The following is a 23,441-nucleotide window of genomic DNA, read 5'->3' as shown; positions in this document are numbered from 1 at the left end:
CGCCGGCGTGCAGGTCGTTGGCGAACTCGCAGCCGACCAACCCCGCGCCCACGATCGCCACCCGCGCGGGGCCGTGGCCGAGGGCACGGTGAAAGCGGCGGTAGTCATCCAGGTCGTTAACGCTGAAGCAGTGAGATTCGCAGTCGCTAGGAATCGCAAAGGGTGCGCGGGGTGCGGCGCCCGTGGCCAGCACGAGCTGGGTGAAGGCGTAATCACTGCCGTCCTCAAGCGTCAAGCGCCGCGCTTCTGGGTCGACGGCGGTAACGGCGGTATGCGCGAGCACGGTGGCGTCGAGTTCTTCAGCGAGTGCGCCGGCATCGCGCTGGGCGAGCTTTTCGGGGGGGAGTTTTTTGCCCAAGCCGGTGGAAAGCAGCGGTTTGCTGTAGTCGTCGCCGCTATCGGCGCTGATCAAGGTAAGCGCGCGCGTATCGCCTTCGCGGCGCAGCGCGCGCGCAAGGCCCACACCGGCCATGCCGGTGCCAATGATCACTAAATCGGCGTGGGGAGTCGACATACGTTACCTATCGGGTTAAATCGCTCTGATGAGTGAAAAGGCAGAAAAAGTCCGCAATATCGGCATGGTACACTAGCCGCTTTCGCGGTTCTCTAGGGAGAAGCAGGCTTTGCAGCACAGTGGCTCAACGCAGCGTCATCCGTCTGTCCCGGTTGCGCGCTGGATGCCGGTTAAGGCGGCGCGCCCCGCCATGCCCCTGCCCTGGTGGCGCTGGGTGGCGTCCACCGACTCGCTAACGGCGCGACTGATCATGGCCGGTGAGGGGCGCCGCTTTTGCGTGCGTTTACTGCGCCAGAGCGTGGGGCCTGCGTTTGTCGATGAAACCCAGGCGCTGGGCACCTCGCGTCACCACTATGCGTGGCGGCGCGAGGTGGCGCTGTGCCTGGACAATACCCCCTGGGTGGTAGCGCGTACGGTGGCACCGCTTTCGCAGGTTCAGGGGCAGCGTCTGGAGACGCTGGGCAGCCGCTCGCTGGGCAGCTGGCTCTTCCAGCAGCCAGACCTCGTGCGTGGCCCCCTGGAGGTGAGCACCCAGGCGCCGCGCTTTGCCGCGGTGGAGGCGCTCTGGGGGCGGCGCTCGCGGTTTGAGCACGCGGGCTTGTCCCTGCTGGTGCAGGAGTATTTTTTACCCGCCATGGCGGATGCGCTCTCGCTGCCTTCGCGATAGGCTAACCGCATTAGCGTTTCTCTTGATACGAGGTAAGCATGGACCGTTCTCTGCTGCGGCCGATAGGCTGGGCCCGCGTGCCCGATTTTCTTCACCTGACCCGGCTCGACCGGCCAATCGGCACCTGGCTTTTGATGTGGCCGACGCTCTGGGCGCTGTGGATCGCGGCCAACGGCGTGCCGGGGCGCGATGTGCTGCTGATCTTCGTGGCGGGGGGGGATGTGATGCGCGCGGCGGGGTGCGGGGGCAACGACTACGCCGACCGCCACTTCGATGGGCACGTCAAGCGCACCAAGGAGCGCCCGCTGGCCACGGGGCGCATTAGCGAACGCGAGGCGCAGCTTCTGTTCGTGGGGCTGGTGGCCGTGGCGTTCGTGCTGGTGCTGTTGACCAATCTTTTCACCATCCTGCTCTCGCTGGGCGGCGTGGTATTGGCGTTCATCTACCCGTTTATGAAGCGCTATACCCACTTCCCTCAGGTGTTTTTGGGCGCGGCGTTCTCGTGGGCGATCCCCATGGCGTGCGGGGCGGTATTGGGCTATGTGCCGCTGGAAGGCTGGATACTGTTTTTGGCCAACGTGCTGTGGACGGTCGCTTACGATACCGAGTACGCCATGGTGGACCGCGACGACGACCTTAAAATCGGGATTAAATCCACTGCCGTACTGTTCGGCCGTGCGGATCGCGTGATCATCGGCTTGCTGCAGCTTGCCACGCTTACGCTGCTGGCGGTGGTGGGGATGCGCCTGGCGCTGGGGGGATTCTTCTGGTTGGGGCTTGCCGCCATGGCGGCAACGTTCGTGTATCAGCAGGCGCTGATTCGCCAGCGCGAGCGGCAACGCTGCTTTCAGGCCTTTTTGAACAACCACTGGTCGGGGCTTCTGGTGTTTGCAGGGATTGCCTTGAGCTTATGGCCAAGTGTGGGATAAAAGGGGCAGTGTCACGAGATTGTCATCAAGACATGGTGTGATCGTCATCGAAATGTCGTGTTGAACTTTTTCGTCTTAAGCACCATGAGGCTCAGGAATGACCGCCAAGACCGTTTTGATCGTCGATGATGAGGCGCCGATTCGCGAAATGATCGCGGTGGCGCTGGAAATGGCTGACTATCGCGTACTTGAAGCGGACAACGCCCAGGATGCCCACTCCATGGTGGTGGATCATCAGCCCGACCTTTTACTGCTCGACTGGATGATGCCGGGCACCAGCGGCATTGAGCTGGCTAGGCGCTTAAAGCGCGAAGAGACCACCGCCGAGCTGCCCATTATCATGCTCACCGCCAAAGGCGAAGAGGATAATAAAATCCAAGGGTTGGAAGCCGGCGCGGATGACTACATCACCAAGCCGTTCTCCCCCCGCGAGCTTGTCGCGCGGCTCAAAGCCGTGCTGCGCCGAACCACGCCGCGCGGGGTGGAAGACCCCATCGAGATTGAGGGGCTTTTGCTCGACCCGGTCAGCCATCGCGTTAGCGCCTACGGCAAAGCGGTCGATATGGGACCCACGGAGTACCGTCTGCTGCAGTTTTTCATGACCCACCCGGAGCGCGCCTACACCCGCAGCCAGCTGCTTGACCAAGTGTGGGGCGGCAATGTGTATGTGGAGGAGCGCACCGTGGATGTGCATATCCGCCGGCTGCGCAAAGCGCTGGGCGACCACCATCGCCTGATCCAAACGGTGCGCGGTACCGGCTACCGCTTCTCTGCACGGGGGTAAGCGTGCGCCTATGGAGCCGTGAAATTTGGCGTTTGGTGTGGCCCTCGGCCGTTGGCGTGCTGCTGGGGGCGCTTTTGGGCGTGCCAGGGCTGGGCCTAGCCGTCGGCCTATCGGTTTGCTTGGGATTCCACCTTTACCAACTGCGCGCGCTCTACCACTGGCTCACCCGCGCGCCCCAGGAGGAGCCGCCGGCGGCTCCGGGGCTGTGGGGGGAGCTTTTTGACCGTCTCTACCGCTACCAAAAAAGCCAACGCCTGACCCAAAACCGCCTACGCGCGACCCTCGCGCGTATTCAAGAGTCCTCGGAGGCGATGCGCGACAGCGTGGTCATGCTTGACCGCCACGGCGACCTTGAGTGGTGGAACAGCGCGGCGGCCCAGATGCTGGGGCTGAAAGTTGAGCTCGACCGCGGCCAGCACATCACCAACTTTCTGCGCGACCCGCGCTTTGTCAGCTACTTCAACGCTCGCGATTACAGCGAGCCGCTAACGCTCCCCTCTCCCATCGACGAGCGGCGTATTCTGCAGTACCAAATCACCCTCTACGGCGACGATGAGCGCCTGGTGATGGCCCGCGATATTACCCGCTTGCACCGTTTGGAGCAGATGCGCCGCGATTTTGTCGCCAACGTCTCCCATGAACTGCGCACGCCCTTGACGGTGCTCTCGGGCTACCTGGAAACCTACGCCGACTTGGCCGAGCAGCTGCCGCCGCGGCTCGGTCGGGGTATCGAACAGATGCAGGCGCAGACCACGCGAATGCAGAACTTGGTCAATGATCTTCTGCTGCTGTCGCGCTTGGAGATCGACCAGGGGGGGGAGGATCACCAGCCGATCGACGTGGCAGCACTGTTGGCAAAAGTACGCGACGACGCCCTAGCGCTATCCAAAGGCCAGCACGCCATCGAGGTTGAGGTGGAGAGCGACGCGGCGCTTATCGGCAGCGAGCAGGAGTTGCGCAGCGCGGTCTCCAACTTGGCGTTTAACGCCGTGCGTTATACCCCGCCGGGGAGTCAGATTACCCTGCGCTGGCAAGCGAGCGAGCAGGGCGCCTGCCTGGCGGTAGAAGACGACGGCGAGGGCATTGACCCTGTACATATTCCCCGCTTGACCGAGCGCTTTTATCGCGTGGATAAAGGCCGCAGCACCGCGACCGGCGGCACGGGGCTGGGGCTTGCCATCGTCAAGCATGTGCTGCTGCGCCACGATGGAAAGCTTACGATCGACTCCCGCCCCGGTGAAGGCGCCCGCTTTCGCTGCGTGTTTCCCCAAGAGCGGCTCGCCGGCTTTGAGTAAGCCTTCTGTGTGCTAACGCTTAACGCCCGCTCGCGGCGCTTGACGGCGTATCGGTGCGCGCATTCTCGATCTCGATACGATAGTGGGCGTCCCACATCAAGACCGCGCCGGCCACCGCCCCGGGGATCAAAAACAGATTCGCCAGCGGTACCCAGGTGATCAGCGTGACCAACCCACCGTAGCTTAAGCTATGCCACCGCCGGCCGGAGAGCCGCCGACGCATGTCAGCAAAACTCACCTTGTTGTTATCCATGGGGTAATCGAGATAGGTGATCGCCGCGACCCAAGCGGAAAATAGCGCCCATAACAACGGGGAGAGCAGGTTCAGCCCCGGCATCCAGCTGATCACAAAAAGCGCAAGCGCCCGGGGCAGAATGTAGCCCAGTTTGACCAATTCGCGCCCCAAGGCATCGATGGCGGCTCGCGTCAGGCTACGGTCATCTTGAGGATGGCGGCCGGTGGCTTGGATTTCGACCTTTTCGGCCAGAAAGCCGTAAAAAGGCGCCGCGATCATGCTGCTGACCACCGTGAACGAGAAAAAGATCACCACCACTAGGCTCAAAAAAAACAGCGGCCAAATCAGCCATGTGAGCCACGTAAGCCAGTCGGGCACCAGGCTCATCCAGTACGCCAGCCAGCCCTCAAAATAGTGCCAGAGCAGCACCAGCAGAGCGGTATAGAGCAAAAAGTTAACCGCAATGGGCAAAAAGACATAGCGGCGTAAGCCCGGGCGGTAGACCCAGCGGGTTCCCTGCGTGATCGCCGTAAGGGCGTTGAGCATAGAAGTGAGGCTCCTAAATCAAGGCGTATGGTGTAAAACGCACAAAAAAATGGACCGCAACGCGGCCCATAAAGTACGCAAAATCGGGGGAATGGCAAGCGAATAATTCGCCAGCGTTTTAGGGGCTGGAGCCGATGATTACCTGTGCTGCTGCATTTGCTCGTCAAGGGTTTCCGGGTTGGCGTGGCGGATATCCAGCCCTTTCACCAAATACACCACGTGCTCGGCGAGGTTGTCGGCGTGGTCGCCCACCCGCTCCAGCGCGCGCAGTACCCACATCACGCTGAGTACCGGTGAGATAGAGCGCGCGTCTTCAGCCATGAAGGTGATCAGCGAGCGCATGGCGCTGCTGTATTCGTCGTCCACCAGTTCGTCCTCGCGCACGACTTCAAGGGCAAGGTCGGTATCGAAGCGGGCAAAGGAGGTCAGCGCGTCGCGCAGCATCTTGCGCACGTGATCGCTAATGTGGCGCACTTCCACCAAGCCTCTAACGGCGGCACCGCTCTCGCTTAAGGTAATGGCATTGCGCGCGATTTTGCTCGCTTCATCGCCGATACGCTCAAGATCAGACGAGGCGCGAATCACGGCCACGACCAGGCGCAGGTCGGAGGCGGCGGGCTGGCGGCGGGCCAGCACGCGGGTACACTCGTCGTCGATTTGCAGCTGCAGTTCGTTGACCTGGCGGTCGCTGTCGCGCACCTTGATGGCCAGTTTGGTGTCGCCTTCAAGCAGCGAGAGAACGGCATCGTGCACCTGCTTTTCCACCAGGCCGCCCATGGCCATGAGGTGGGTTTTAAGTTCTTCCAGTTCCTGGTTGAACTGACGGGAAATATGTTGGCTGTGGGTGTCGCTGGTGATATCCATGGAGCGCTCCTGATCGTGATGCTCGTCGGTGTGATATATGTCGGTGTCGGGCGGGTCGGTGGTAGGCCACTCGACCGGGTTATGTCATCCGCCCGGTGATGTAATTTTCGGTGCGGCGCAGGCGCGGATTGGTGAAGACTTGATCCGTCGGGCCATACTCAATCAACTCGCCGCTGTGTAAAAACGCGGTGTAATCGGAGACGCGCGCGGCCTGCTGCATATTGTGGGTCACCAGTATTAAGGTGAGCTGAGACTTTAAGTTACGGATCAACTCCTCGATTTTTAACGTGGAAATCGGGTCAAGCGCCGAGGCGGGCTCATCAAGCAGCAAGATATCGGGCTGCACGGCGAGCGTGCGCGCGATGACAAGGCGCTGCTGCTGCCCGCCCGATAGCTGCCAGGCGGATTTGTGCAAGCGCTCTTTGACCTCATCCCAAAGGGCCGCCGAGGTCAGCGCCCACTCGATAATGTCGTCGCGCTGGCGCTTTTTCATGCGCTTTTGCAGCCGCAGCCCAAACGCGACGTTTTCGTAAATCGACATGGGAAACGGGTTCGGCGTCTGAAACACCATGCCGATGCGTCGGCGCAACTCCGAAACGTTCATCCTATCGGCGTGAATATCCTCGCCCTCGAAGGTGATGCGCCCGCTATGGGTGACACTTTCGTTTAAATCGTGCAGTCGGTTGATGGCGCGCAGTAGCGTGGATTTACCGCACCCCGAGGGGCCAATGAACGCCGTCACCCGATGGCGCGGCACGCTCAGCGTTAACTCGTGTAGCGCCGACTTCCCCGCGTACGCAAGGCTAAAATCTTCAATATTTAGACAGGTCCGCTCGGCGCTAAACGGCATGACGTGCGCTAACATGGCTGACCTCGTTGACGGCGTAAATGATGACGCAGAAATATGGCAGTTAGATTAAGCACCAACACAATGACGACCAAAAGCAGCGCGGTAGCGTAGACCAGCGGTATCGCCGCTTGCACATCCTCGCCGTGGAAGGCGGTATCAAAGATATGATAGCCCAGGTGCATGAACTTGCGCTCTAGGTGCAAATAGGGGAACTCACCATCGACCGGCATTTGCGGCGCGAGCTTGGCCACGCCCACCAGCATCAAGGGCGCCACTTCGCCGGCGGCGCGGGCGATGGCGAGTATCACCGCCGTGAGCATCGCCGGCGCCGCCATGGGCATGACTACCCGGGTGAGCATTTCAAAGCGGGTCGCCCCCAGAGCGACGGCGCCTTCACGCTGGGCATCGGGGATGCGCGCCAGCCCCTCCTCAGTGGCGACGATCACCACCGGCAGGGTCAAAAGCGCAAGCGTCAGCGACGCCCATAAAAGCCCGCCGGTGCCAAAGGTGGGCGAAGGCAGCGAATCGCTAAAAAACCACTCATCCAACGAGCTACCAATGCCGTAGACAAACACGCCCAAGCCGAACACGCCATACACGATCGACGGCACCCCGGCCAGGTTGCGCACGCCGATGCGCACCAGCCGAGTGAGGCGACCCTGGTGGGCGATCTCGTTTAAGTAAATCGCCGCCAGCACGCCAAAGGGCATGACGATCACCGACATCACGATCACCATCAAGATGGTGCCGAATATGGCTGGCCAGACGCCGCCGCCTGTATTTGCCGCCCGCGGCCCTTCGCTTAAAAACTGCCATACGCCCTGGGACCAGAACTGCGTTTTTTCCCACCACGACATGGCGTTGGGGCGCTGAGCGCGGTGAATGGCATTGAGCGGCTGGCGCAGCGTCTCGCCGCCCGCGCTCTGGAGGATAAGGGTCGCGTCGGGGCGCTCGACAGCGGGCAGGGTGAGCGCTGTTGTTAACGCGCGCCAGGCGGCGTCGCCCTCCAGCCGGCTCCCCTGGGACTCAAAGGCGCGCAGGTAGCCAATAAAATCGCCCCAAGGGCTGCGCTCCAAACGCACCAGTTCGCGCGGGGTGCTGCGCTCGGCGATACGCTCGATCGCCACCCAGCGCCAGCGCTGGCTGTCGAGGTCGCGGTTGCCGGTGAAATAGAGCCGCTCTTCACCGTCACGGTGGGGCAGCGGCGTTTCGCGCACCGCTTCGCCGGCGATGACCTCGCCGGAGTCCAGCGTGACGCTTTCCAGGGTCGCCGGCCAAAAGTGGCCAAGCCCACGGCTTAGTAAAAGCGTGAGCAGCGCGGCCAACATCAGAAACGACAGCGCCACACTGGCCGCACAGAGCCAAGGCCACACACGGCTCATGCGCCACCCCCCATGCGGCTTAGACGGCTACGCAGGCGTAAACGAACGACTTCGGCCAGGGTATTGACCGAAAAGGTGAACAGAAACAGCACCAGGGCAGCAAAAACCAGTACGTGGTAAGTGCTGCCGCCGGGCGCGGCTTCGGGGAGCTCAATGGCAATGGCGGCGGCGATGGAGCGCATGCCTTCAAGGGGGCGGGCGCTGAACAGCGCGGTATTGCCGCTGGCCATCAGCACGATCATAGTTTCCCCCACCGCGCGCCCGGCGCCGATCATCACCGCCGAGAAAATCCCCGGGCCGGCCGCCGGCAGGGCGACTTTCCACAGCGCCTGCCAGCGGTTGGCGCCGAGTGCCCGCGCGCCTTCAAGCAGCGAAGGGGGCACATCGGCCAGGGCGTCTTCGGCCAGCGCGTAAACGCTCGGCACCACGGCAAAGCCCATGGCCATCCCCACGATCATGGCGTTGCGCGTGGCGTAATTAAGCCCCAGCTGTTGCTCGAGCCACTGGCGCAGGTCGCCGCCAATGAGCGCCTGTTCAAAGTACGGTGTCGCCCAGAGGGCGAGCAGGGTCATCGCCAGCAGCCAGGGCACAAGCCACAGCCCCGCCCAGCTAAAGGGTAAGCGCCGGCGTAGATGGCGCCGCGCCGTGTGCCACAACACCCCGGCCAGTAGCGTGCTCAGGGGCAGCCACACCAGCAGCACCAGGGTGCTGGCCAAATGGCGCTCCACCCAGGGGGCTAAAATCAGACCGGCGATAAAACCCACCACCACGCTGGGTACCGCTTCCATCATTTCCAGCACGGGCTTTAAGCGGCTGCGCAGCCGGGGTGGCATATAGAGCGCGGTGTAAATCGCCGCGCCCAAGGCGATGGGTAAGGCAAAAAACATCGCGGCCAGCGCGGCCTTTAGTGTTCCCCAGACCAGCGGCGAGAGCGTATCCAGCGTAAAAGCCTCCGACAGGGAGAGCAGCGGCACGCTCTGCCAAAGCAGAAAAACGCCGATGGCCAAAATCGCCGCCAATACCGCAAACGCGCCCACGGTAATCGCGGCCGTGGCGAGGCGGTCGAGCCGTTGACGCCTGGGGTGCGCCACGCTTGATAGCGTTGAGTAGGTTGGCCGAGAAGGCAAAGTCATGGCAGTGGAACGAAGCGGTAGGGAGTGGTCGCGGTGTGAGCGCCGCGCATGGCGCTTTCTCCTGAGCGTCGCTTAGCGTAAGGCATGTTTATGACATTCACGTGACAGTGTCTACCTGCGCGCTTGCTGTTGGCGCACCCTCTCCGAGAGGGGCACAAAGCCGGCGGCGCGGGCAATTTGCTGCCCTTCGGGCGACAGTATCAGCGTGAGCAGGGCCCGCTCCGCGGGCGGTAATGGCTCATCGGGCGGAGCGTTAATGTAAAGGTATAAGTAGCGCGAGAGCGGATAGGCCCCGGTTTGAATCGCCTCTTCGCTGGGGGGGACGATATTGCCGTCGTCATCGTAAATACTCAACGCCTTCACCGCCGCGCTTAAGTGGTAGTAACCTGCGTAGCCCATGGCGCCGGGGGATTCGCCTACCGCCGCGACCACCGGCGAGGCGCCGGGGTGCTCGCTGACATCGCGGCGAAACTCGCCGCCACACAGCGCGCGCTGTTGAAAAAGCGCGTGCGTGCCGGAGGCCGAGTTACGCCCATGCAGCGCGATATGACGAAACGGCCACTGCGCGGGGTCGAGCAGCGTTTCCCAGTGGGTGATGGGCTCGCTTGCGCCACACTCGCGCGTGGTGGAAAAAATCGCATCCACCTGGCGCCGCGATAGGGCGTTAAGCGGGTTGTGGCGGTGGACGATCACAATCAGCGCGTCGCGGGCGACTTTTAGCTCCAGCGGTGGATAGCCGTAGCGCTGAATAAACGCCTGCGTCTCTTCCGCGGTCATTTGCCGCGACATGGGGCCAAGCCGCGTGGTACCGGCAATAAGCGCCGACGGCGCATTGGCCGAGCCACTGGCTTGAAACTGGATATTCACCGCTGGATGGCGCTGCTTGAGCGCTTCGCCCCAGCGCAGCACCAAGCCTGCCATGGTATCGGAGCCAATAGCGCCCAAGGTGCCGCTCACCGTTTGGGCGTGGGCAGGGGTGAACGCCAGGGCAAGCAGGAGAGTTAGCCAAATGGGCGCTGCCCAGCGGCGTAACGATACAACGCGACTATTCAAATTGCGCTCCCTTATGGTTAACTGCAACGACGTATTGCACTGCAGCAATTACACTCGCTGCGGAGAAAGCGTAAAATGCGTGCCTTCAACTTTTCTACTCCACAACAATAAACTCAATAAGCGACGCTATCATGACTGTGCTAAACAACGAGACGCTTTTGCCTAACGAAGTGGATGACATACCGGCCCCCACGGGACAGCTAACGCTTAAACTTTTGGCCTCGCGCCAGGATACCAACCTCTACGGCGATATTTCCGGTGGCTGGCTGGTCAATCAGATGGATCAGGCGGCTGAGCTGGCGGCAGGCCGTGAAGCGGGCGGTCGCACCGCCACGGTGGCCATTGAGGCGATGGATTTTTTAAGCCCGGTGCGGGTGGGGTCGATGGTCAGCGTTTATACCCACGTGTGCGATATTGGCCATAGCTCGATGAAGATCGACGTGGAAGTCTGGGTGCGCCCACCCCATGAAAAGCGCCAGGATGAGCGGCAAAAAGTCACCGAAGCGCGCTTTGTGATGGTGGCACTCGATGACAACGGCCGTATTCGCGCCGTACACGATAGCGAGCACTAAGCGGTTTTAACCCAAACACCACCGGCGCGTTTTAGCGTACCGGTGGTGTTGTGCGTCAGCGCCGTGCTTAGTTGATGACCGTGTCGCGGGTTTTCAGGTAGGTGAACAAGCCGCTGTCGGTTGAGGGGCGAACCGTTTCCTGGAAGGCGCGGTAGGAGTCGTACACCTTCTTGGAGTCGGCGTCGCTTTCGGTCTGCTCGCGGATCACCTCTTGCGAGGCGTCGTAGAGTGCTTGCATCACGTCATCCGGGAAGGAGCGCAGCTTGACGTCGTGCTCGTTCACCAGCGTATCGAGTGCCTGCGCGTTGCGGAAGGTGAACTCGCTGATCATCGACAGGTTGGCGGCGCGGGCGGCTTCGGTGACCACGGCTTTGAGGTCGTCGGGCAGCGCGTTCCAGGCGTCGAGGTTGACGGTGCCTTCAAGCACGGCACTGGGCTCGTTCCACGCCGAGGTGTAGTAGTAATCCGCCACTTGGTGCAGGCCGAACGCCAAGTCGTTGTAGGGGCTGACCCAGTCGGCGGCGTCGAGCGCGCCGGTTTGCATCGCGGTGAAGATTTCCCCGCCGGCCATGTTGACCGTGGTGACGCCGATGCGGTTCATCGCCTCGCCGGCAAGCCCCGGTAGGCGCAGTTTGACGCCCTGTAGATCCTCAAGCGAGTTAATCTCTTTTTTAAACCAGCCGCCGGGTTGCGTCGTGGTGTTGCCCACCGCGAATGGCTTGAGGTTGTGCTTGGCGTAGACCTCGTCCCAAAGCTCCTGGCCGCCGCCGTGATAGAGCCAGGCGTTGGTTTCTTGGGTGGTCATGCCAAAGGGCACGGCGGTGAAAAACTGCGATGCCGCGACCTTGCCGCGCCAGTAGTACGAGGCCGAGTGGCCCATTTCCGCCGTGCCTGACGAGACGGCATCAAAGACTTCCAGTGCCGGCACCAGCTCGCCCGCCCCGTGAACGCGCACGCGCATGCGCCCGCCGGAGAGGGTTTCAATGCGCTCGGCGAATTCGTTCGCTCCGGTACCCAAGGCGGGAAAGTTTTTCGGCCATGAGGTGACCATGTTCCAGGTGATGGTCTCTTGCGCCTTGGCGGTGGAGATAAACGGGGCGGCGACGACCCCGGCGGCCCCTAGGCCGGCGGTTTTTAGGGTGTTTTTAAGAAAGTGGCGGCGTTGCATAATGAGCAAAACTCCGAACGTATGGTTTTTATGTAAGCGCGCAATGCGCAGTGTCCGTCGCTCAGTATGCGTTAAAGCGAATTTTGCCCGCAAGCTTTCTGCACCATCATTGCGGGGGATCCTTCATGCGGTTGGCGTGACGCACCAGCCAGTAGCAGCCCCCCAGGGCCAACACCGCCGCCGCCAGCGCGCCAATCAGCCAAGGGTCGATGGTTTCCATATCCAGCACCATAAACTTGCGCACCAGCGCCATAATCGCAATCAGCACCACGATTTCGACGTGGATAAAGCCTTTGCCGCCGGCCATCGTGCGGATAATGGAGTTGTTAAACTCCATGGCGATCAGCACGGTGAGGATCATGTCGAACAGCGCTTGGAAGACGCGGTAGTCGAACGGGTCGCGGCTTTGGATGAACAAAAGCTGCACCACGTGAATCACCAGGTAGTACATGGCGACCAGGACGGCACCGGCAATGGCCAGGGTGAGTACCAGCGAGACCAGGCGTTCAAAGCGGTGGTAGCCGCTTAGCTCGGCCCAGCCGTTGCATACTTCCGGGAACAGGCGTTTTAGGCGTTGTTTCATAAGGCTCTCTCGACGGCGTATGAGGCGGTAGGCCCTGGGGCAGGCGGCAACGGTCTACACTGGTGTCAGCTTAGCAAACCCTAGCACGAGCCATTTAACGCCTTCGCCTTCGAAGCTTACCTGCACCCGCGCACGCGCGCCCTCGCCCTCGGCGTTGAGAATGATCCCCTCGCCAAAGACCGGATGCGCCACCCGCTGGCCCACGTGCAGGCTGGGCAAGTCACCGTCGCCTTCCACGTGCTGTTGCGCGAAGCCAGACGTTGAAATAGCGGACGAGGCCGTGACCGGGCGCGACACCTGGCCGCGCAAGCGGACCTCTTCGAGCAGGTGCGGCGGCAGTTCGCGCAGAAAACGCGACGGGCGCGGAAAGACTTCCTTGCCGTGCAGGCGCCGTGTTTCGGCGTGGGTGAGGTAGAGTTTTTCCATCGCGCGGGTGACGCCGACGTAGCAAAGGCGTCGCTCCTCTTCCAAACGCCCGGGCTCCTCCAGCGACATCTTGTGCGGGAACAGCCCCTCCTCGACGCCGGCGATAAACACCACCGGAAACTCCAGCCCTTTGGCCGAGTGCAGGGTCATCAGCTGCACGCTGTCCTCGAATTCCTCGGCTTCGTGGTCACCCGCGTTGAGCGCCGCCTCGGAGAGAAAGGCTTCCAGCGCGGCCAGGCCCTCGCCGGCCTCCGGGGCGTCGAACACATCGCCTTGAGTGAACGCGCGGGCGGCGTTGACCAATTCCTCCAGGTTTTCCACCCGGGCCTGGCCTTTTTCGCCCTTTTCGCTTTGGTGGTGCTCGATCAAGCCGGTGCGGGCGATGACGTGATCGATAATCTCGTGCAGCGAAAGCCCGGCGGCATCGTTGTCGAGCTGCTCGATCAGGTTGGCAAACGCTTGCACGGCGTTGGCCGCGCGGCCCTTGAGCGTGCCGTCCTGGGCGGCGTCGTGCAGCGCCTGCCACAGCGGGACGCTCTGCTCGCGGGCGCGATGGCGAAGTATCTCCACCGTGCGCGTGCCGATACCGCGGGTGGGCACGTTGATCACCCGTTCCAGCGAGGCGTCGTCGTCGCGGTTGAGCAGCAGGCGCAGGTAGGCCAGGGCGTTTTTGATCTCCAAGCGCTCATAGAAGCGGTGACCGCCATAGATGCGGTAGGGCATGCCCTGGCGAATCAGGGTCTCCTCCAGCAGCCGCGACTGGGCGTTGGAGCGGTAGAGAATCGCCATATCGCGCCGGTTGAAGCCGTCGTTGACCTTCTCCTTGATGGTGTCGACGATAAAGCGCGCCTCTTCAAGATCGTTAAACCCGGCGTAGACCGAGATCGGCGCGCCCTCGGCGCCCTCGGTCCAGAGGTTTTTGCCCATCCGTTCGCTGTTGTGGCGAATCAGCGTGTTGGCGGCTTCCAATATCGCGCTGGTGGAGCGGTAGTTCTGCTCCAGGCGCACGGTCTTGACCTGGGGAAACTCCCGCTCGAAGCGGCGAATATTTTCCACTTTGGCGCCACGCCAGCCGTAGATTGATTGGTCATCGTCGCCGACCACGGTCATCGGCGTTTGCATGCCGCTCAAAAGCTTCAGCCAGGCGTACTGCAGGGTGTTGGTATCCTGAAACTCGTCCACCAGCAGGTGGCCAAAGCGCTCGCGGTAGTGGGCGAGCAGCGCCGGGTTATCGCGCAGAAGCTCCAGGCTTCTGAGTAGCAGCTCGCCGAAATCCACCAATCCGCCGCGCTCGCAGGTCAGCTGGTAGCGCTCGTAAAGCTCGACCATCTGGCCCATGTAGGCATCGCCGGCGACATCCACCTGATTCGCGCGTAGGCCCTCTTCCTTGCAGCCGGCGATGAAGGACTGCACCTGACGCGGCGGGAAGCGTTCGTCGTCGATGGAGAAGTCTTTTAGCAGGCGTTTGACCAGGCGTAGCTGGTCATCGCTGTCGATAATTTGAAAGTGCTGCGGCAGCCGCGCGTCCTGCCAGTGGGTACGCAAAAGCCGGTGGGCGATCGAGTGGAAAGTACCGACCCAGACGTGGCGCAGCGAGATACCCAGCAGCGCCTCCAAGCGCGTGCGCATCTCGCGCGCGGCCTTGTTGGTGAAGGTGACCGCCAAGAGCGCGTAGGGCGAGAGGCCTTCGGCCTGCATCAGCCAGGCGATGCGGTGCACCAGCACCCGGGTCTTGCCGGAGCCAGCGCCCGCCAGCACCAACAGGTTGCCTTGCGGGGCGCTTACCGCTTCGCGCTGGTCACTGTTGAGCTGATCGAGAATCGCCGTGACGTCATCCATAAAAGCCGCTGCCGGGGTCGAAAAATGGTCGCTCAGTCTAGCACAGGGCTAGTTCTCTTCGGGAAAGCGCAGCGGGTTGAGGCTCTTTTTCACCGCTTTGAGCTGCTGGGCAAGTTTGGGGCCGCGGGTTTTGGCCACGCCCACCGCGAGCACGTCCACCAGCACCAGGTGGGCAATTCGTGAGCTCATCGGGGTATAAATTTCGGTGTCTTCGTGGACATCGATATACAGCGGCAGGCTCACCTCTTTGGACAGCGGTGAATCGCTGGGGCACAGGCCGATCACCGTGGCCCCGGCTTCGCGGGCGAGGCGTACGCTGGCGACCAGCGCTTTGGTACGCCCTGTCTGGGAGATGGCGACCACCACGTCGCCCTCTTTGAGCGTCACCGCCGACATGTTCTGCATGTGCGGGTCGGCGTAGGCCGAGGTGGAGATCTGCAAGCGGAAGAACTTGTGCTGGGCATCGAACGCCACCGCACCGGAGGCGCCAAAGCCGTAAAACTCGACCCGGTTGGCCATCGCCAGGGCATTCACCGCGCGGCCGAGGGCATCGTTATCCAAACGGTCGCGCACCGAGAGCAGCGTGCCGACGGTGGAGTCGAAAATGCTGTGCGAAAACTCGGCGACCGAATCGCTATCGTTCATCGAGAACTGCGCGAACTGGCTGCCGGTGGCGAGCATCTGCGCGAGTTGAAGCTTGAAATCCTGAAAACCGTTGCAGCCCAGCGCTCGGCAAAAGCGCACCACGGTGGGTTCGCTGACCTTGGCTTCGGTGGCCAGATCCACGATGCGCATGTGGATCACTTCTTCGGGGTTGCGCAGCACAAAGCGCGCCACTTTTTGCTCGGAGCGGCGAAAGTGCTCCATGCGGCGTCTCATTTCATCGAACAGGGCGCGGCTCACGTTCAACTCCTTCGTTATTGATGCGTGCGGGGCAACAGTATGCCTGAGTCGTGGGCAAAATGGGCAGCATCGCGTGCGCGTTGAATGATGCGTTTAAAAGGCGTGGACGGTTTTTCGCCGCCGCCGTCATCATTTTGTCAACTGGGTTATAGTAAAAGTGCCAGTGCCGCACTGCATCATCGCCGGCAAGCGGCTGGGTGCGGAGAGAAAATGCGGGGAGAAAAAGCACTGTGGATACGGTCCGCTGTTAAAAACAGCCACCCGAAGGAGCGTCGATTATGCGTAATGTCGAACGAGTCACCTCGGTGAAAAGCGAACTACTCGATATTTTTATGAGCATGAACGTGGATGAACATACCCAGCGCCAGCGCGCCTGTGCCAAGCGTAGCCTGCGGGCCCGGCGCGGCATCGAGCAGCACCGCGAATTTCAAAAGCTCTGGCAAGAGATCGCCGATCTGCCCGAGCATGACGACGAACCCATCGAAAACGAACTGCATTAAAAACGCCCTGCCATAACGGCAGGGCGTCGCTCCATCGAGAGGGTTATCGTGGTGTCGCCAAGGCTTACATAAAGCCAGCGATAAACACCAAAATAACGCCGATGGGGGCAATCACGCGGGCAGTGACATTCCACACGCTAAGCCCGGTGGCAGAGAGGTTGAGCTCGGCTTCCACGCTTTTACGCTCAAGTGCCCAGCCCACAAAGAGTACGGCACCAAGACCCGTCAGCGGCAGCAGTATCTTCGCGGTGAAGGTATCCAGAAGATCGAAGATATTGAGCCCGAAGATCAGGAAGTCGGACCAGGCGTTAAACGACAGCAGTGCCGCAATGCCCAATGCCCAAACCGCCAGGCCGCTGACCAGCGTGGCCGTCACGCGGGGCAGGGAAGTGCGCTCTTCCAGCATCTCGACCGTCGGCTCCAAAAGCGAAATCGCTGAGGTAAGCGCGGCGAAGGTGAGCAGCAAAAAGAACATCAGACCCAGAATCACACCGCCACTCATGTTGCCAAAGGCGTTGGGCAGGGTGATAAAGATCAGCCCTGGGCCTTCGCCAGCATCGAGGCCGTTGGCAAACACGATGGGGAAGATCGCCAGACCCGCCAGCAGCGCAATCGCGGTATCAAGAATAATCACCGTGCGCGCCGTGGTCAGCAGGTTGACGTCTTCACCGAGATAAGAGCCGTAGGCCATCATGATGCCCATGCCCAGTGAGAGCGTGAAGAACGCCTGCCCCATCGCCGCCAAGACCACGCCGCCATCCAGCGCGCCCCAGTCAGGGCTGAACATGAACGCGAGCGTTTCGCCAAAGTGGCCGGTGGTCATGCCGTAGCCGACCAGAATCAGCATCAGCACGATCAGCGCGGGCATCATGGCGCGCGCCGCGCTCTCAAGGCCTTTGGTGACACCGCGGGCGACAATGCCGATCACCAGTAGCATAAAGGCGGAGTGCCACAGCAGCAGTGTGCCCGGGCTTGCCAGCATGCCGGTAAAGATTGCCGCGATGCTGTCGGCATCCTGGCCGCTAAACGTGCCGGTGACGGCGTTTAAGGTGTAGTTGAGCGACCAGCCGCCAATAACGCTGTAAAACGACAGGATTAAGAACCCCGCAAGCACGCCGCTTACCCCTACCAGCGCCCAGGCTTTGGGCTTGCCGCTCTTTTCGGCGAGCTCCGTTATGCTGTCGATGGGGTTTTTCTGACCGCGCCGGCCGATCATCCACTCGGAGATCAAAATCGGCACGCCCACCAGCGCCACGCAGGCGAGATACACCAGGACGAACGCCGCACCACCGCTCTCGCCTACGAGGTAGGAGAAGCGCCATATATTACCTAGGCCGACTGCGGAGCCCGCAGCCGCGAGCACAAAGGCCATCTTCGATGACCACTGCGCATGCGCATGTTTTGCCATACATCACCTGTTATTGGATTACGTTGTATTACTTTTCAGCGCTATTGTTTTAAGCACTACCGTGTTCAGCATTACGTTGCTGCGTATTCGCTGTTGGCGCGTCAATGCGCCGTTTCGGAACGGTGACCTACGAAAACCGCTGCAGATAGCCGCTATCGTATGTCGAATTGCCAGCTTTTTCCGAAAGTAAGGGCAATTTATCCGATCAAACGCGCGCATGCCAGTCGGGTTAGCTGAAAAAGACGTTAAAACAGGGGGGCTTGTTTTTCCCCGGGGAAGGGCGCGAGTTCGGGTAGCCCAATGCATTCGGCAAGCTGTTGATACAGGTGGCGCGCCAGCTCAGGCGAGCGGCGATTATCCGCCGTATGCACAAATAAGAAAGGGGTTTTCCCCTGATTTATCCACAAGCTGAGCTGGTTTTTCCAGGGCGTGAAATAGTCGCTGTTTATCTGTTTGTCAAGATGGCCAATGTAGCGAATGACGGGCTGGTCTGCCGTGGAAAGCACGTGTAGTGGGAGTTTCGGCTTTTCCTGCTGAGCGTGCGCAAGGCCGGGATGGGCCTTGGGTGGTGTGGAGAAGAGCGGGCGCACGTCGAGCATCACGCGGTTAGCGTGATAAGTTATCAACAACCGGTTGAGGTCGCGCTCGGCGCTGCCCTTGTGGAAAAATTCGGGGTGCCGGACTTCCACCGCGCAGGGTAAATGGTGGGGCCATGCGGCGAGCAGCGCTTCTAATTTAGGCAGCTCGCGCGGGCCAAAGTCGCGGGGCAGTTGCACCATGGTGGGGCCTAGCCGGTCGTGAAGCGGGGCGAGCGCGTGCAAAAAATCCCATGCCGCGTCTAAGCGGCTCAAGCGCTGCTCGTGGGTGACAAGGGCCGGCAGTTTAAAGCAGAAGCGAAACGCGGCGGGCGCTTGATGTGCCCAGGCATTGACCGTCGCCGTGCCGGGAGTGCCGCTGTAAAACGTCGTGTTTCCTTCCACGCTGGAAAAAACGGCGGCATAGTCGCGCAAAAGCTCGCTTTTGGCATGGGGCGGGTAGAGGCTGCCTTGCCAATCGGGGTTGGCCCACAGGGGTAGGCCGAGATAAAGCGGTGGCGTCATGACGGGACATCTAATATTGGGGGAGAGGCTATGTTAACAGTGACAGGCCTTATTGGCGTGATGCTCGGCGGTGCGGTGGGTGGCATGCTGCGCTTGTGGGTGGGTAATACGGTGGCGCGGCGTGTGGGCACGCGTTTTCCCTGGGGGACGCTCGCGGTGAATCTCACCGCGACGCTTTTGCTGGGCCTGGCATTTGGCGCTGGGCAAGGTTTAGCGGCGTCGTTTGAGGGGCTGGGTTGGGGCATTATTGCCGCCGGGCTGCTCGGCGGTTACTCCACGGTGTCGTCGTTAAGCCTGCAAACCCTGACGCTGTGGCAGCAAAAAAAGCGCCAGGCAGCCGCTTACCTATTCACCAGCGTGGCCGGCGGTATTGCGCTGGTGGCGCTAGGAAGTGTTATCAGCCACGGGTTGATGCGGGCATTGGGTTAGCGCTATGTCGCTCCATCACCGTGACCACCAGGCGCTGAAGCGCTACCTCGCCACCGGGTTGGGCAGTGCTCTTGGCGCCGGGCTGCGCTATGGGCTGAGCGTGGGTGCTGTGCAAACGCTGGGACCCATTTTTCCCTGGGTGACGCTCGTCATCAATGTGATCGGCTCGGGGCTGATCGCTTGGCTTGCGTCTCACGCCCATCAATATCCACACGGCCACGTCTCCCGCTGGCACCACTTTTGGCTTGCCGGTTTTTGCGGCGGTTTTACCACCTTTTCACTTTTCAGCTTAGAAGTGCTGCTGCTGTGGCAGTGGAATCAGATACCCCTGGCGCTGCTTTATGGGCTGCTAAGCGTTAGCGGCTGGCTTATCGCCGCTCATATCGGGCAGCGCTTAAACGGGTCAAAAACCTAAGCCCTGTACTCGCGAATGTGGGAAGGTTGATCTAAGTTAAAGATTAAGCCAGCCTTAAGGCTTAAGCTGCGTCAAATAATCACAGGCACGCTATTTAATTGGCCGCTGCCGCATAAAAGTGGAGTTATATCTTCGGGGGGAGAAAAAATGTCGGACAGCAATAGCGGTATGGCGAGTGATAATAAATCGCTTAAAGCCAAAGAATTAAAACTCTTCTTATTTATTATTATTCTGCTCTTTCCTATCTTGGCCGTCGGCGTGGTAGGCGGTTACGGCTTCGCCGTATGGATATTTCAAATGTTTGCCGGCCCGCCTGGGCCACCGGCATAAAATGTAATACGTATCCGTGACGTGGATTTATGCCGGTGCGTTAAACATCAAGTGACGCATAATTAAAACGCAATAAACAGTCACTAAAGCGGATTTATTCTCATTTTAATATTTTGAACGCAAGTTTAAGGAGCGTTGCTATGCGCGCGTCTCATCACGCCCATAACGATAAGCGGCGCCAGTTGTTTCGCTCTTTAACCGGGAAAGGGAGTGTTAAACGTCCGCCTTGGGCACGGGATGATTTTCTGGCGGCGTGTACGCGCTGCGATGCCTGCATTACCCATTGCCCCGAACAGGTGCTGGTGCGGGGCGGCGGGGGGTATCCCGAAATCTCCTTTGCCCAGGAGGGATGCACGCTGTGCGCAGAGTGCGTCGAGGTGTGCGAGCCCGACGCGCTTTTGCCGCCGCAAAGCGGCGCGGTCAATGCGGCCGCTTTCCCCTGGCGCGCTGAAATTGCGCCGCACTGCTTGGCGCTTGGCGGTATCCACTGCCAGAGCTGCCAGGATGCCTGCGAATGGCGCGCGATCACGTTTCCGCTGGTAGCGGGCGGTAAGCCGCCCACGCCGGTACTGGATAGCGAATGTTGCACCGGCTGCGGGGCGTGCCAGCCCGCTTGCCCAAACAGTGCCATCACCATGGTGAGCATGGACCACGCTAGCGGATAGAGGGGAGAGCCTATGGAAGATAACACGCTGCATATCGTGAGCTTTATTGTTCACGTCAAGCCCGATGCACTGGCCGCCACGGCGCAGTGGTTGGCCGCGCAGCCCAACTGCGATATCCGAGGCGAAGACGAAGCGGGAAAACTCGTCGTCGTTGCCGAAAACAGCAATGAAAAAAGGCTGCTGGGACTGATGGATACGGTACGCGAGCAGCCAGGGGTTTTGGATGCGGCGCTGGTGTACCACGAGGTGCTAGCGGCAGACACCGCTGATGACCCTCAAGACTAGCGTTTCAAGACCAGCGTCAAAAAAACCAGAAAAAGCAAGAAGGGGGAGCCATGAAGCTAACACGTCGAGAGTTTGTTAAAGCCAACGCGGCGGCGGCCGCGGCGGCAACGGCGGGGATGAGTATCCCCGCCGGCGCGAGTAATTTGATCACCAATTCCGAGCTAACAAAGCTTAACTGGAACAAGGCCCCGTGCCGCTTTTGCGGGGTCGGCTGCAGCGTGATGGTGGGGACCTACGACGATAAAATCGTCGCCACCCACGGGGATAACCAGTCGGAGGTCAACCGCGGCCTCAACTGCGTCAAGGGTTACTTCCTGTCCAAGATTTTGTACGGCGAAGACCGTTTGACCCAGCCGCTGTTGCGCAAACGTAACGGGGTTTATGACAAAAATGGCGATTTTGAGCCGGTCTCTTGGGACGAAGCGCTCGATATCATGGCCGATAAGTTTAAAACCGCCATTCGTGACCACGGCCCGGAAAGCGTGGGCATGTTTGGCTCCGGCCAGTGGACCATTTGGGAAGGCTACGCCGCGAGCAAGCTCTTCAAGGGCGGTTTTCGCACCAACAATATCGACCCCAACGCGCGTCACTGCATGGCGTCTGCGGTGTTCGGCTTTATTCGCACGTTCGGTTCGGATGAGCCCATGGGGGTCTACGACGACATTGAGCATGCGGACGCCTTTGTGATCTGGGGCTCCAATATGGCGGAGATGCACCCGGTACTCTGGACGCGAGTGACCGACCGCCGTCTCTCTTTCCCGGATACCCAAGTCGCTGTGCTCTCAACCTTTGAGCACAGAAGTTTTGACTTGGCCGATATCCCCATGGTGATGAGCCCCCATGCGGATATCCCCATTCTTAACTACATCGCCAACCATATTATTCAAACCGACCGCGTCAACCGGGACTTCGTGAATAACCACGTTAACTTTGTCCGCGGTACCGATGACATTGGCTACGGACTACGCCCCGAACACCCCCTGCAGCAAGCCGCCGCCAATGCCGATAACGCCAATAGCTGGTCGGCGATGACGTTTGACGAGTTCGCCGAGTACGTTAAGCCGTATACGCTAGAGCGTGCGGCGCGCGAATCCGGCGTATCGGAGAGCCGCCTGCAAGAGCTTGCCGAGCTTTATGCCGACCCCAATAAGAAGGTGATGACGTTCTGGACCATGGGCGTCAACCAGCATACCCGGGGCGTGTGGGTGAATAACCTGATCTATAACCTGCACCTTTTGACCGGCAAGATTTCCGAGCCGGGCAACAGCCCCTTCTCGCTGACCGGTCAACCCTCCGCCTGCGGGACGGCGCGTGAAGTGGGCACCTTCGCTCACCGCTTGCCCGCCGATATGGTGGTGATGAACCCCGACCACCGAAAAAAAGCCGAAGAGATCTGGAAGCTGCCGGAAGGTACGATTCCCGCCAAGGTGGGCTTTCACGCCGTGGAGCAGAGCCGGCGTTTAAACGATGGCGATTTGAAGGTTTACTGGACTCAGGTGACCAACAACGTCCAGGCCGGCCCCAACTCCCGGCAGGAAATTCTGCCCGGCTGGCGTAATCCCGACGCGTTTGTCATCGTCTCGGATATCTACCCCACGGTTTCAGCCCAAAACGCCGACTTGATTCTGCCCGCGGCCGGCTGGGTGGAAAAAGAGGGCGCGTTTGGTAACTCCGAGCGGCGCACCCAGTTCTTCCGCCAGCTGGTGCCGGCACCCGGTGAGGCGCGCTCCGATCTATGGCAAACGGTGGCCCTCTCCAAGCGCATTCGCGTCGATGAAGTGTGGCCGGAGGAGCAGCTGAATAAAGCCCCTGAGCTGCGCGATAAAACCCTGTATGAGGCGCTTTTTGCCAATGGCCAGGTGGATCAGTATCCGCTTTCCGATATCGCCGAGGGCTACGGTAACCACGAGTCGGAAGATTTTGGCTTCTACCTGCAAAAAGGGTTGTTTGAAGAGTACGCCCGCTTCGGCCGCGGTAAAGGCAAGGATCTGGCGAACTTCGACGTCTACCACGAAACCCGGGGCCTGCGCTGGCCGGTCGTCGACGGCGAGGAGACGCTATGGCGCTATCGCGAAGGCCGCGACCCCTACGTCGAAGAGGGAACGGGGGTGCAGTTCTACGGCAAACCCGATAACCGCGCGCTGATTTTTGCCCTGCCCCAGGAGCCACCGGCGGAAGCGCCGGATGAGGAGTACCCCTTCTGGCTCTGCACCGGACGTGTGCTGGAGCACTGGCACACAGGCTCCATGACGCGGCGCGTACCGGAGCTGCATAAAGCGGTACCGGCGGCGCTGGCGTATATGCACCCAGATGATGCCCGCAAGCAAGGCTTCCGCCGCGGGAGCGAAATCAAAGTCGCCAGTCGCCGTGGCGAGGTGCATTTGCGCGTTGAAACGCGCGGTCGCGTGAAGCCACCCGAAGGGATGGTTTACGTGCCGTTTTTCGATGCGTCGCACCTGATCAATAAAGTCACGCTGGATGCGACCGATCCGATCTCCAAGCAAACCGATTTCAAGAAGTGCGCCGTGCGTCTTGAACTTGTCAACTTGGCGTAAGCGCCATAAGG

25 protein-coding genes are annotated in these 23,441 nt (G+C 60.7%); 12 read left to right on the top strand and 13 right to left on the bottom strand.

What is annotated here, in order from left to right:
• The coding region (locus tag BQ9846_RS07615) for an FAD-dependent oxidoreductase (protein WP_159437916.1) at window positions 1-514 on the bottom strand (514 nt) is incomplete at its 3' end.
• Window positions 515-677: 163 nt separating this feature from the next.
• Between BQ9846_RS07615 and BQ9846_RS07610 the strand changes: the two genes are divergently transcribed.
• From BQ9846_RS07610 to phoR, 4 genes are all read left to right on the top strand, one after another.
• Window positions 678-1,181 (top strand): chorismate--pyruvate lyase family protein, encoded by a 504-nt coding sequence (locus BQ9846_RS07610; RefSeq protein ID WP_075881689.1) that lies wholly within the window; start codon window positions 678-680, stop codon window positions 1,179-1,181.
• Between the two features lie 38 nt (window positions 1,182-1,219).
• Window positions 1,220-2,110: a 4-hydroxybenzoate octaprenyltransferase gene (ubiA, locus tag BQ9846_RS07605; RefSeq protein ID WP_075880411.1), complete on the top strand. Its 891-nt coding sequence runs from the start codon at window positions 1,220-1,222 to the stop codon at window positions 2,108-2,110.
• A gap of 97 nt (window positions 2,111-2,207) precedes the next feature.
• Entirely contained in the window at window positions 2,208-2,894 is a 687-nt protein-coding gene (phoB, locus tag BQ9846_RS07600; RefSeq protein WP_075880409.1) for a phosphate regulon transcriptional regulator PhoB, read from the top strand.
• A 2-nt stretch (window positions 2,895-2,896) separates the two neighbouring features.
• Complete coding sequence (phoR, locus tag BQ9846_RS07595; RefSeq protein ID WP_075880407.1) at window positions 2,897-4,189, top strand: phosphate regulon sensor histidine kinase PhoR; 1,293 nt, start codon at window positions 2,897-2,899, stop codon at window positions 4,187-4,189.
• 19 nt (window positions 4,190-4,208) lie between these two features.
• Here phoR and cysZ read toward each other — a convergent pair whose 3' ends face one another.
• The 6 genes from cysZ to BQ9846_RS07565 all read right to left on the bottom strand — a co-directional run bounded on the left by cysZ (window position 4,209) and on the right by BQ9846_RS07565 (window position 10,252).
• Entirely contained in the window at window positions 4,209-4,970 is a 762-nt protein-coding gene (gene cysZ, locus BQ9846_RS07590) for a sulfate transporter CysZ (protein WP_075880405.1), read from the bottom strand.
• A 138-nt stretch (window positions 4,971-5,108) separates the two neighbouring features.
• Complete coding sequence (phoU, locus tag BQ9846_RS07585; RefSeq protein ID WP_075880403.1) at window positions 5,109-5,834, bottom strand: phosphate signaling complex protein PhoU; 726 nt, start codon at window positions 5,832-5,834, stop codon at window positions 5,109-5,111.
• A 79-nt stretch (window positions 5,835-5,913) separates the two neighbouring features.
• The gene (pstB, locus tag BQ9846_RS07580) at window positions 5,914-6,699 is read right to left on the bottom strand and encodes a phosphate ABC transporter ATP-binding protein PstB (protein ID WP_075880401.1); all 786 of its coding nucleotides are present in this window, start codon (window positions 6,697-6,699) and stop codon (window positions 5,914-5,916) included.
• Window positions 6,693-8,066: a phosphate ABC transporter permease PstA gene (pstA, locus tag BQ9846_RS07575; RefSeq protein WP_075880399.1), complete on the bottom strand. Its 1,374-nt coding sequence runs from the start codon at window positions 8,064-8,066 to the stop codon at window positions 6,693-6,695. The genes pstB and pstA overlap by 7 nt, the downstream gene beginning before the upstream one ends.
• Window positions 8,063-9,199, bottom strand: a complete 1,137-nt coding sequence (locus BQ9846_RS07570; protein WP_075880397.1) for an ABC transporter permease subunit — start codon at window positions 9,197-9,199, stop codon at window positions 8,063-8,065. The genes pstA and BQ9846_RS07570 overlap by 4 nt, the downstream gene beginning before the upstream one ends.
• 111 nt (window positions 9,200-9,310) lie before the next feature.
• Complete coding sequence (locus BQ9846_RS07565) at window positions 9,311-10,252, bottom strand: PstS family phosphate ABC transporter substrate-binding protein (RefSeq protein WP_075880395.1); 942 nt, start codon at window positions 10,250-10,252, stop codon at window positions 9,311-9,313.
• A 131-nt stretch (window positions 10,253-10,383) separates the two neighbouring features.
• Between BQ9846_RS07565 and BQ9846_RS07560 the strand changes: the two genes are divergently transcribed.
• Window positions 10,384-10,824 (top strand): acyl-CoA thioesterase, encoded by a 441-nt coding sequence (locus BQ9846_RS07560; protein ID WP_075880393.1) that lies wholly within the window; start codon window positions 10,384-10,386, stop codon window positions 10,822-10,824.
• Between the two features lie 67 nt (window positions 10,825-10,891).
• Here BQ9846_RS07560 and BQ9846_RS07555 read toward each other — a convergent pair whose 3' ends face one another.
• From BQ9846_RS07555 to hexR, 4 genes are all read right to left on the bottom strand, one after another.
• Window positions 10,892-11,992: a TRAP transporter substrate-binding protein gene (locus BQ9846_RS07555; RefSeq protein WP_075880391.1), complete on the bottom strand. Its 1,101-nt coding sequence runs from the start codon at window positions 11,990-11,992 to the stop codon at window positions 10,892-10,894.
• Window positions 11,993-12,098: 106 nt separating this feature from the next.
• Window positions 12,099-12,575: a phosphate-starvation-inducible PsiE family protein gene (locus BQ9846_RS07550; RefSeq protein WP_075880389.1), complete on the bottom strand. Its 477-nt coding sequence runs from the start codon at window positions 12,573-12,575 to the stop codon at window positions 12,099-12,101.
• Window positions 12,576-12,629: 54 nt separating this feature from the next.
• Window positions 12,630-14,840, bottom strand: coding sequence for a DNA helicase II (gene uvrD / locus BQ9846_RS07545; RefSeq protein WP_075880387.1), 2,211 nt, complete (start codon window positions 14,838-14,840; stop codon window positions 12,630-12,632).
• 48 nt (window positions 14,841-14,888) lie between these two features.
• The gene (gene hexR, locus BQ9846_RS07540) at window positions 14,889-15,743 is read right to left on the bottom strand and encodes a transcriptional regulator HexR (RefSeq protein ID WP_075880385.1); all 855 of its coding nucleotides are present in this window, start codon (window positions 15,741-15,743) and stop codon (window positions 14,889-14,891) included.
• Between the two features lie 278 nt (window positions 15,744-16,021).
• On the opposite strand from hexR, the gene BQ9846_RS07535 reads away from it, so the two are divergent.
• On the top strand, window positions 16,022-16,243 hold the full coding sequence (locus BQ9846_RS07535) for a PA3496 family putative envelope integrity protein (RefSeq protein ID WP_075880383.1): 222 nt from the start codon (window positions 16,022-16,024) through the stop codon (window positions 16,241-16,243).
• Between the two features lie 64 nt (window positions 16,244-16,307).
• Here the strand turns inward: BQ9846_RS07535 and BQ9846_RS07530 are convergent, their stop codons facing one another.
• Window positions 16,308-17,651, bottom strand: coding sequence for a sodium-dependent transporter (locus BQ9846_RS07530; RefSeq protein ID WP_075880381.1), 1,344 nt, complete (start codon window positions 17,649-17,651; stop codon window positions 16,308-16,310).
• Window positions 17,652-17,896: 245 nt separating this feature from the next.
• A complete protein-coding gene (locus tag BQ9846_RS07525; RefSeq protein WP_075880379.1) occupies window positions 17,897-18,751 on the bottom strand; it encodes a DUF72 domain-containing protein in 855 nt (284 codons plus the stop codon).
• Window positions 18,752-18,781: 30 nt separating this feature from the next.
• Here BQ9846_RS07525 and BQ9846_RS07520 point away from each other — a divergent pair, with 30 nt between their 5' ends.
• The 6 genes from BQ9846_RS07520 to napA all read left to right on the top strand — a co-directional run bounded on the left by BQ9846_RS07520 (window position 18,782) and on the right by napA (window position 23,430).
• Window positions 18,782-19,180, top strand: a complete 399-nt coding sequence (locus BQ9846_RS07520; protein WP_075880377.1) for a fluoride efflux transporter FluC — start codon at window positions 18,782-18,784, stop codon at window positions 19,178-19,180.
• 4 nt (window positions 19,181-19,184) lie between these two features.
• Complete coding sequence (locus tag BQ9846_RS07515) at window positions 19,185-19,595, top strand: fluoride efflux transporter FluC (protein WP_075880375.1); 411 nt, start codon at window positions 19,185-19,187, stop codon at window positions 19,593-19,595.
• Between the two features lie 147 nt (window positions 19,596-19,742).
• On the top strand, window positions 19,743-19,925 hold the full coding sequence (gene napE, locus BQ9846_RS07510) for a periplasmic nitrate reductase, NapE protein (RefSeq protein ID WP_075880373.1): 183 nt from the start codon (window positions 19,743-19,745) through the stop codon (window positions 19,923-19,925).
• Between the two features lie 140 nt (window positions 19,926-20,065).
• Complete coding sequence (gene napF / locus BQ9846_RS07505; RefSeq protein WP_075880371.1) at window positions 20,066-20,590, top strand: ferredoxin-type protein NapF; 525 nt, start codon at window positions 20,066-20,068, stop codon at window positions 20,588-20,590.
• A gap of 12 nt (window positions 20,591-20,602) precedes the next feature.
• Window positions 20,603-20,875, top strand: coding sequence for a chaperone NapD (locus BQ9846_RS07500; RefSeq protein ID WP_075880369.1), 273 nt, complete (start codon window positions 20,603-20,605; stop codon window positions 20,873-20,875).
• Between the two features lie 50 nt (window positions 20,876-20,925).
• The gene (napA, locus tag BQ9846_RS07495) at window positions 20,926-23,430 is read left to right on the top strand and encodes a nitrate reductase catalytic subunit NapA (protein WP_075880367.1); all 2,505 of its coding nucleotides are present in this window, start codon (window positions 20,926-20,928) and stop codon (window positions 23,428-23,430) included.
• Window positions 23,431-23,441 lie beyond the last annotated feature (11 nt).

It is taken from the genome of Vreelandella massiliensis (genome assembly GCF_900155385.1).
GTDB classification, from domain to species: Bacteria; Pseudomonadota; Gammaproteobacteria; order Pseudomonadales; family Halomonadaceae; genus Vreelandella; species Vreelandella massiliensis.
The sequence above is the reverse complement of the archived record's forward strand: the minus strand, read 5'-3'. Positions and strand labels throughout refer to the sequence as shown.